The organism is Dialister sp., assembly GCF_036343215.1.
GTDB lineage: Bacteria > Bacillota > Negativicutes > Veillonellales > Dialisteraceae > Dialister.
This window is the reverse complement of record NZ_JAZASU010000077.1, coordinates 1-8,174: the sequence shown is the minus strand read 5'-3', so window position 1 is coordinate 8,174 and position 8,174 is coordinate 1. Positions and strand designations below refer to the sequence as shown.

Sequence of the window (8,174 nt, the reverse complement as noted above, 5' to 3'; positions counted from 1 at the left end):
AGCCCGCGGCCCAGTTTCTTCTTAGTCACGTTTCAAAACCTCCCGACATAATTTCTTGTACGCCTCAGCGCCCTTTGATTTCGGCGCATAGGTGAGGATAGGCTCCCCGAAGCTGGGTGCCTCGGAAAGTTTGACGGTCCTTGGAATCACCGTACGGAATACTTTGGAACCGAAATATTTCTTCACTTCTTCCGCCACCTGGAGGGACAGATTCGTCCTTCCGTCAAACATGGTGAGGAGAATCCCCAGGATGTGGAGGCCCGGATTCATTTTCCGTCCTACCACATGGACCGTCCTGACCAGCTGGGCCAGCCCTTCCAGGGCATAAAATTCCGCCTGGATTGGAATGATGATGGCATCGGAAGCCACCAGGGCATTCAGGGTCATAAGTCCCAGGGATGGCGGGCAGTCAATGAGGATATAATCGTATTTCTCACGGATAGGCTCGATGGTCCGCTTCAGGAGAGATTCCCGGTGCGGAAGGGATGCGATTTCTATTTCCGCTCCGGCCAGGTCAATGGAGGCGGGAAGGATGGATAATTTTTTGACCGCCGTCTTCACGATGGCTTTTTCAATCTCTTCCCCGTTCAGCAGCACCTCATACAGATTGGAACCAAACTTCACATCTTTGGAAAGACCGCTGGTGGAATTTGCCTGCGAATCCTCATCGATGAGAAGGGTCTTCATTCCCTTATCTGCCAGATACGCAGAAAGATTGACCGCCGTAGTCGTCTTTCCTACGCCGCCTTTCTGGTTGATAATGCTGATGATTTTGCCCATGGCCTTCGTCCTTTCTATAGAGAATCATTTATATTATAGCATAGAGACGGATTGATTGTATAAATAAAAGTATGAACAGCTTTTGAATCGGGAGTGTCGAGACTATCGGGGTATCGGGAAGATGCAGCGCTCCCCGGCACAAATATGGTATGGGGCCTTCGGCACGCAGGTAAACGAAAAGGGATTCTGCGCATCCGGTAATCCTTGACTCTGCTACATACCAGTCAATAAAAATGTTTCACGTGAAACATTTTTATTGGGTCAGAAACCTTTTCACCTTCGGTTCCTCGATCCGGTTTCCTGTCCTCAGGAGCCTTTACGCCTGTTTTTCTGATGAATAAGCCAAAACCATTTGACCGGTGTTTGTGTCATGAACCTGCAGCAGGCGCAATATAAAAATTGCGGCGCCTGTGAATTTGCGCCACACCTTCCCGAGTCCCCCGAGACCCCCGAAATGAACCCCGGCAGCCCGATTCAAAAGGCATTGGAAATTAAAATTAAAAATAAAAAGGGGCACCTTCCTTTCAAAGGCGCCACCTTCACGAAGAACGAAAAGGACTGATGACTCCAATCAGACAGAAGATTAAAGAGACGACTCCGCCTCTCTCATTTCTTCTTTTACCGGGACCGGAGTATCTTCGCAGACGCAGTGCGGTTTATTTCTGAAAATTTCCCCCATAATGGCATAGAGCTGCTGGAGGGCTTCCGGATTGAGGGAATAATAAATATTCTTCCCGTTGCGGCGGTCCAGAATGAGACCCGATTCCACGAGGACTTTCATGTCATGGGAGAGAGTCGGCTGGGTGACACAGAAAGCCTGCTGCAGCTTGCCGGCACACTGTTCACTGCAGGACAGCATATCTACAATTTTTAACCGTTTCGGATCAGAAATGGCTTTCAGGATTTTGGCGGTATCAATGTAAATCTTTTCCATACTTCTTTAGAACTCCTACATAGAATTATTTCTATCATTGTCCTAAAGAGTATCAGATGAAAAGAATTTTGTCAAATATTTTAGACAATTTCAAGAAAGCGGGGAACCCTTCGCATTGCCGGCAGGCCTTTACACGGAGAGGCACCTTTGTATAAAGTTTCATCGTTTTCAATGAGAACTCTGTTTGGAAAAGACCTGCTGTTCCATCCGGTGAAGGCCTCTTCACGGATGACTTTTTCATTTCCGTAAGTTCCACGGGATGAAATGATGGCAGAGCCCCGGTGATGAAAAGATGCCCCCGGAAATGCATGACGCAATAAAAAAGACCGGGAAATCCCGGTCTTTTTCATTGGTCCGTTCATTCGATATCTACAGTGTCCGGACGGCCTGCATCATCGAGTCCATCATAGAGGACTTCTCTTACGTGGCCATCATAGGTCAGGGTTACATGATAGTGGAAAGCCTGTCCGTCGAAAATTTCGTCGCCCAGTTCTACAGCTGCTACATAGCTGTCCGGACGATAGGATCTTACGGTATCACCAACTACCGGGAAGCCCAGGAATACGAATTCGCCGCCCTGATAGCAAACGCTTCCGTAAACACGTTTCAGTTCGGAAACTTTGTACTTGTCAACGCCGCATACAACAACACTGTTTTCAGTTACTTCTGCCATGTTTATCACCTCACGACCAATTTATAGCAAATGAAACTTGCTATTTACATGTATAGTGTACCACTTTTTGGATGGAAACAGAAGATTTTTACAGGAAATATTTTATCTTTACGTTAGGATAATATTTTTTTATAGTTTCGGCAGGGACGAGCAGGGCGGCCGCTTTTACGTGCCCGCAATCCAATTTCCCATATAAAAAGGCGTCCTGTGACTTCAGGGCGCCACCTTAACTTTTCACTATTTCTATACATACGAAAGGATTTCCGAAGGCTCATGGATGATGATTTCCGCCCCATGGTCTTTGAGGAAGGAAATGGTCCGGAAGCCCCAGTCCACTGCGAGGCATTTGACCCCTGCGTTTTCTGCGGTTTCCAGGTCAGTCTCCGTGTCACCGATATAAAGGGCCTCTTCTTTAGAAATTCCCAGCTTTTCGAGAATAGAGAGGACCATGTCCGGAGAGGGTTTTCTCCGGATGGAGGGGCTGTTTCCTATGACGATATCAAAGCCACCCGGAAATACGGAAGCTGCCAGGGTCTGGACATCGGAATCGTTCTTATTGGAGGCCACCGCCGTTTTGATTCCTTGATTTCTTAAAGTTTGAAGGACTTCCGGGATGCCCTTGTAAGGCGCGGTGCGGATATGGTTGTGGGAGGCATAGTGGGGGGAAAATATTTCCTCCAGCTCTGCCACTTCTTTTGACGTAAAACCATACGTGGAAAGAGGAATCCGATTTCCAATGAATTCCAGATCTTCCGCGGGGCAGCCCCGGGCCAGGGCCAGGGACTTTTCCATGTCCGACGTGATACCGCTTCCAAAGCACAGACCCACCAGGAAAGGCGGGAAATCGTGGCGCTCCCCATATTTCCCAAGGGCATAATTTGTGGCCGCCGTAAGGTCGGAAAGGGTATCCAGAATCGTCCCGTCCATATCGAAAATGACAGCTTTCATTTCAGGATTTCCTCTTTGCCCCAGTCGTTCGCATTTTCCACTTTCTTCCTGCGGATGCCCGGAATGAGGACGATCACAGAAACGATGAGTCCCACAAAAAGCGGATCCAGAGGCAATTTGATCAAAGTGGCTGCCAGAAGGGCTGCGCCGGTAGAAATAATCATGGATGCCACAGTCCAGTACTTGGAAAGATGGCCCGGCCAGAAAACAGCCATGGAGAAAGGAATGAAAATGCCGCCGCCCCGAAGAGCCATGGAGAGGTAATTCCAGAAAAGGACTTCCGATCCCCGGTTGGCTATGGAAATGATGCAGGCCAGGATCATGACAGCCAGAACGGAAAGTTTCGTGAGGACCAGCAGTTTGTGGTCATCTTTCACGGAAAAGAGAGGTGTAATGATATCCCTGGCCACCATGGTACCGATCCCAAGAGAAAGTCCGCCAATCCCGCTTACCAGGGAAAGGACGATACCGCCCATGGCCAGACCGCCGATGAAAGTGGAAGTATGATTGATAAGGTAAGTCGGGAGAACCAGGATCGGAAGGACATCGGGATCAAAAGCATGCATGTACATGCCAATGGCCACATTCGGAAGTCCTACGGGAATAACTATGAGGGCTGCTGCAAAACATCCGAAAGAAGCAGTCACCGGAGTGGAAGCAGAGAAAATGCACTGCACATAGGTCTGGGTGCAGATGATGCCTACGATGACAGAGAAAAGATTGGCCAGCGACGGTTCGATGCCCCTTCCGAAAAGGCTGAAATGGCTGGCAGGAATGGCTGCCCATTCCGGAGTGCCATGGAGGAAATAAATGGCTTCAAAACCGGCAATGAAAAGGGAAAACCAGATAATCCCCATCTTCAGGATTCCGCCGATACCGGCACTTTTCATGCCGCCGAAGAAAGTATAGCCTATGACGAGAAGAATCAGCACGATGGCTGACAATTCCGGCGAAAGACCGGTGAGATTCGCAATGATTTCAATTCCCGGAAGAGTCGATGCCACGGCAGAAAAAAGAATGCCGATGGAGGAAATAATGGAAGCCAGCTCCTCCGCCTTTTCCCCATAATGGAGAGCCAGGAACTGGGGAATCGTTTCCAGTCCCGTGCCGCGCATCTTCTTCGCATAGAAAATGCCCATGATAATAAAAGCAATCCCGCTTCCCAGGGTAAACCACCAGGCAGAAAGGCCGAAACTGTACGCCAGCTGCGCCGTACCAACGGTTGCTCCCCCGCCGACAACAGTTCCCGCAATTCCTCCTGCTACCAGAGGAACTCCGGCCGAACGGCCGCCTACGGAATACCCGGCCGCCGACTTGACCGAACGGGAATGATAAATACCGATTCCGATCACCAGGGCTACCGTAGCAATGATAATAATCGCATGAAGCGTAGTGAGATTCATGATTTTTCCTTTCCTTATATTTATTTTTCATTAAATATATGAGCATTATAGCACAAGTGAAAAGAGAGGACATGGGGTTTAGAAAAAATTTAGTATAGATAACTATTTACAATAAACTACCGACTCGGTTTTTGCCTGCGGATTATCACTGGAAGCTTTTATGGCTTTTCGACTGGAAGCGATATCGGAATGGGGGTTTTGGCCTTCCGATTGGCACCGGGGGCTTTTGCGGCTTTTTCGACTGGAAACGATATCGGAATGGGGGTTTTGGCCTGACGCTTATCGCTGGGAGCTTTTTTGCTTTTCGATCTGAACCGGTCGGGTAATGCGGGATTTCATCCGCTGATTTATAGAGTGAATGATTTCCTCCGCGGCCGGCCGCTTTTATATTTCCATATACGGACAGGAATTTTTGGTGTATAATTAGAAATATAAGAAACAATTAATAATAAACCGGAGAACCTGTATATTTTTTATATACAGAGGAGGAACTATGACCATTACCTATGTGATTCAAGTACTGCAGGCCATGGAAGAGGGAAAAATACAGGATCCCCATTACATCAAAGACCCGGAGTGGGAACTTTCCAAAGCTTTCCGGCGGGTAAGGAGAAGAATCCAGCGTCTCCGTTCCCGGGAGCATTACGAACTGGTGGAACTGAACCGGGCCAAAGTCGATGCCGTTTCCCGGCATATGGAAGAATTCATCAGCACCTTCTCCACCATCCGCAATTTCAACCTTCATGACTGCGAAGGTCTGGCAGGAATTGAAAGCTTCATCCGGGAAGGTTTCCAGGTCGATGACATGGTATCCATCGTCGATACCCTGGGAGATATGAGTGCCGTGAACTCTCTGGGCTTCAAATCCATGACCCCCGATTATGGAATCATGGACAATATCCTCATCCTGCCAAAAGTAGAAGTGGACAATGGCCGGTTCCATTCCCTGGACAAAACCTATATTTCCGAACTCATCAGAAAACTCAAAGACTACCAGGCCCGGGCAAGGCAGCTCACTGCCGGAATGGAAGAAATCATCGATGCGGCCAGAGAAGAAGCAGGCATCCTTTACGATCTCCACGATTATTTTGTAGACGGCATAGAAAATCTGAAATTCATCCTGAAAGAAGAAGGCACCGACTGGAACCATTACAGCCGTTCCGAAAAAATGCAGATTGCCCGCGCCATCCAAGTGGCCCACCTCATTACCTCCCTCTTCCCCCGGGTCATCGATATCAATACGAATGAAATCAATCCGGAAAGTAAAAAGAAGATACAGAAAGCCAAAGAAGCCCTCGCCTTCCGGGATGCTTGAAAATCCGGAAATAAAAAGGGGGTGTACAAAAATAGAAATTATTATTTTAAAAACTTTAGGGGAAATAGTTATCAGTTATTAGTTATCAGTTCGCAGTTGTGGTGGCCGCCATTACGCAGGAGAAGCGGCCTTTTTATGTAAAAAATTTAATCATTTCCAATGAAAATTGTGTATAAAAATAGCCCGCCATCTCATTTGATGCGGGCCTCATCCACTGAGAACTATGAACTGATAACTGATAACTTTATAAATTTCAGCAATTCAACATATTGTGTAATTTTTGTACAGTCCCTTTTGTTTTTTTAAAGAAATAGTCCCGGCAGGAAAGCCGATTGAAGTTCAGCATCTCCGTGAAAGAGGCCTCACGATTACGGCTATCCTTATTTATCCCAAGAACCTTTTGTCAGTTAGTCTCATATGTATTGTCTCCGATAGTACAGCCCCCCACCGCTTCGCGGAGCCCCCCGAACTTCGGGGGCCTGCTTGCTTACCGATTTCCTCATTTGTTCCAGGTACGTTTTGTCAGTCCCTCATATGTGCCGTCTGCGATAGTCCCCCCTTGCCCGCTGCCCCCCGGACTCGGCGGCAGGTGAGTCGGGGCTCGTACGGGCTTTTCACACTCGTCTGTGCACATTCCCCATAAAAAAATTGTCGGCGTATCAGCGCCGACAATTTCACGAACCACGATCAGCACAAATGACTGTAATCGTTATCCGCGAAATAATTCGCATTATTTATGTTCAAATACATCCACTCTTCTGCTTTCCGGGCCGGTAGCGCCTTCTGCGCCCTTGACCATCGGAATCAGTTTGGAGCTGTCCACGCCCTGGGATACGGCGTAAGCTTTCACGCTTTCGATGCGGCGGGAAGCGAGTTCCTTATTGTAATCGGCAGAGCCGGTGGGATCGGCACGGCCTACGAGTTTGAAAGTGTGGCCGGTTTCCTTTGCCTTTGCGATGAAGTCCTTCAGGTTTGCTTTCTGGGAATCCGTGAGAGCAGCGGAATCGCTGTCGAAATGAACGGAATTCATATAGTAATCATTTTCCGGAGCTTTTACAGGTTCATCTGCAGGAACTTCTACAGTCGTTGCCGGACCGCCCTGATTGGAAGAAATAGTTACGACGGACGGTTCTTCTGCCTGGGCTTCATAGTCCAGATTTGGTTCTGCCTCTTCGAAAACTTCACCGGTATGATCCTTGCCGCCGAAACGATAGGAAACGCCTGCAATGAAACCTTTATAGGAAACGTTATTTTCCGAATCGCCCTTTGTATTCAGGTAATGATAACCGGCATTGAGATCCACATTCTTATCCAGGGCCAGATTGACACCGGCTTCCCACATGGAAGTCTGCTCCGTACCAAGAGCACCTTTGGCATACACATCCACCACATCATTAATTGGCTGGCGGGCAATGATGCCGAGCTGGGCAATGTTATTGATCTGGTCATCAGAACCAAAAGCACGCTTCGGGAAATCCTTCATATAAATGCGGTTCCAGCCCACGAAACCTGCCACCTGGGGATGGAAGGAATAAAGGGCATTGATTTCATTCATATTTCCATCGGTATGATCCGTATGGAGCCCGGTGTACTGGTACTGGGCAGCCCACTTTTCATTGATGCCGTAAGTCACGCCGCCCAGGAAATTCCATTCCCCGTCGGACTTGTAGCCATTGGAATGAGCTTCGGCATCCCACATGCCCACATTGATTTCCGTCTGTCCTTCCTTGAAGGAAGTCTGGGGAGAAGCAAATGCCACACCCGTTACGGAAGCAGCCAGAGCCATCATAATCAGAATCTTTTTCATATTTTTATACCTCGTACTTTCATTTTTTCAGGAAACATATATAAGTATTATATCATAGGAAAAAAGGTGGAAATAGAGAACAAAAGTAAGTACTCTCCTTTTGGAAATATAAAAAATTTTAATGACCAGCGTTCAGTAAATTCCGAATCATTTGTTAGAAAAGAAATAAAAATGCAAAGCTGCAAAAGTACCAATTTTGATGAAACTTTCGTAAGGGGCTGTACAATAATTACACAAAATATTGAATGACCAGAGTTTATGAAGTTATCAGTTCTCAGTTCACAGTTCTCAGTGAAGGAGGCCCGCATCAAATT

The 8,174-nt window shown here is 47.7% G+C and carries 8 protein-coding genes; 2 read left to right on the top strand and 6 right to left on the bottom strand.

Annotation, left to right across the window (positions count from 1 at the left end):
* Window positions 1-21: 21 nt before the first annotated feature.
* A complete protein-coding gene (locus tag VZT47_RS08380) occupies window positions 22-780 on the bottom strand; it encodes a ParA family protein (protein ID WP_330224518.1) in 759 nt (252 codons plus the stop codon).
* 370 nt (window positions 781-1,150) lie between these two features.
* On the opposite strand from VZT47_RS08380, the gene VZT47_RS08375 reads away from it, so the two are divergent.
* Complete coding sequence (locus VZT47_RS08375) at window positions 1,151-1,342, top strand: hypothetical protein (protein ID WP_330224517.1); 192 nt, start codon at window positions 1,151-1,153, stop codon at window positions 1,340-1,342.
* Window positions 1,343-1,363: 21 nt separating this feature from the next.
* On the opposite strand, the gene VZT47_RS08370 is transcribed toward VZT47_RS08375, so the two are convergent.
* The 4 genes from VZT47_RS08370 to VZT47_RS08355 form a co-directional block, all read right to left on the bottom strand.
* Window positions 1,364-1,714: an ArsR/SmtB family transcription factor gene (locus tag VZT47_RS08370; RefSeq protein ID WP_330224516.1), complete on the bottom strand. Its 351-nt coding sequence runs from the start codon at window positions 1,712-1,714 to the stop codon at window positions 1,364-1,366.
* Window positions 1,715-2,072: 358 nt separating this feature from the next.
* Entirely contained in the window at window positions 2,073-2,387 is a 315-nt protein-coding gene (locus tag VZT47_RS08365; RefSeq protein ID WP_330224515.1) for a glycyl-tRNA synthetase, read from the bottom strand.
* A 243-nt stretch (window positions 2,388-2,630) separates the two neighbouring features.
* Window positions 2,631-3,335, bottom strand: coding sequence for an HAD family hydrolase (locus tag VZT47_RS08360; protein WP_330224514.1), 705 nt, complete (start codon window positions 3,333-3,335; stop codon window positions 2,631-2,633).
* Window positions 3,332-4,738, bottom strand: a complete 1,407-nt coding sequence (locus VZT47_RS08355) for a sodium:solute symporter family protein (RefSeq protein ID WP_330224513.1) — start codon at window positions 4,736-4,738, stop codon at window positions 3,332-3,334. The genes VZT47_RS08360 and VZT47_RS08355 overlap by 4 nt, the downstream gene beginning before the upstream one ends.
* A 493-nt stretch (window positions 4,739-5,231) precedes the next feature.
* On the opposite strand from VZT47_RS08355, the gene VZT47_RS08350 reads away from it, so the two are divergent.
* On the top strand, window positions 5,232-6,053 hold the full coding sequence (locus tag VZT47_RS08350; protein ID WP_330224512.1) for a hypothetical protein: 822 nt from the start codon (window positions 5,232-5,234) through the stop codon (window positions 6,051-6,053).
* A gap of 730 nt (window positions 6,054-6,783) precedes the next feature.
* Here the strand turns inward: VZT47_RS08350 and VZT47_RS08345 are convergent.
* Complete coding sequence (locus VZT47_RS08345; RefSeq protein ID WP_330224511.1) at window positions 6,784-7,860, bottom strand: OmpA family protein; 1,077 nt, start codon at window positions 7,858-7,860, stop codon at window positions 6,784-6,786.
* Window positions 7,861-8,174 lie beyond the last annotated feature (314 nt).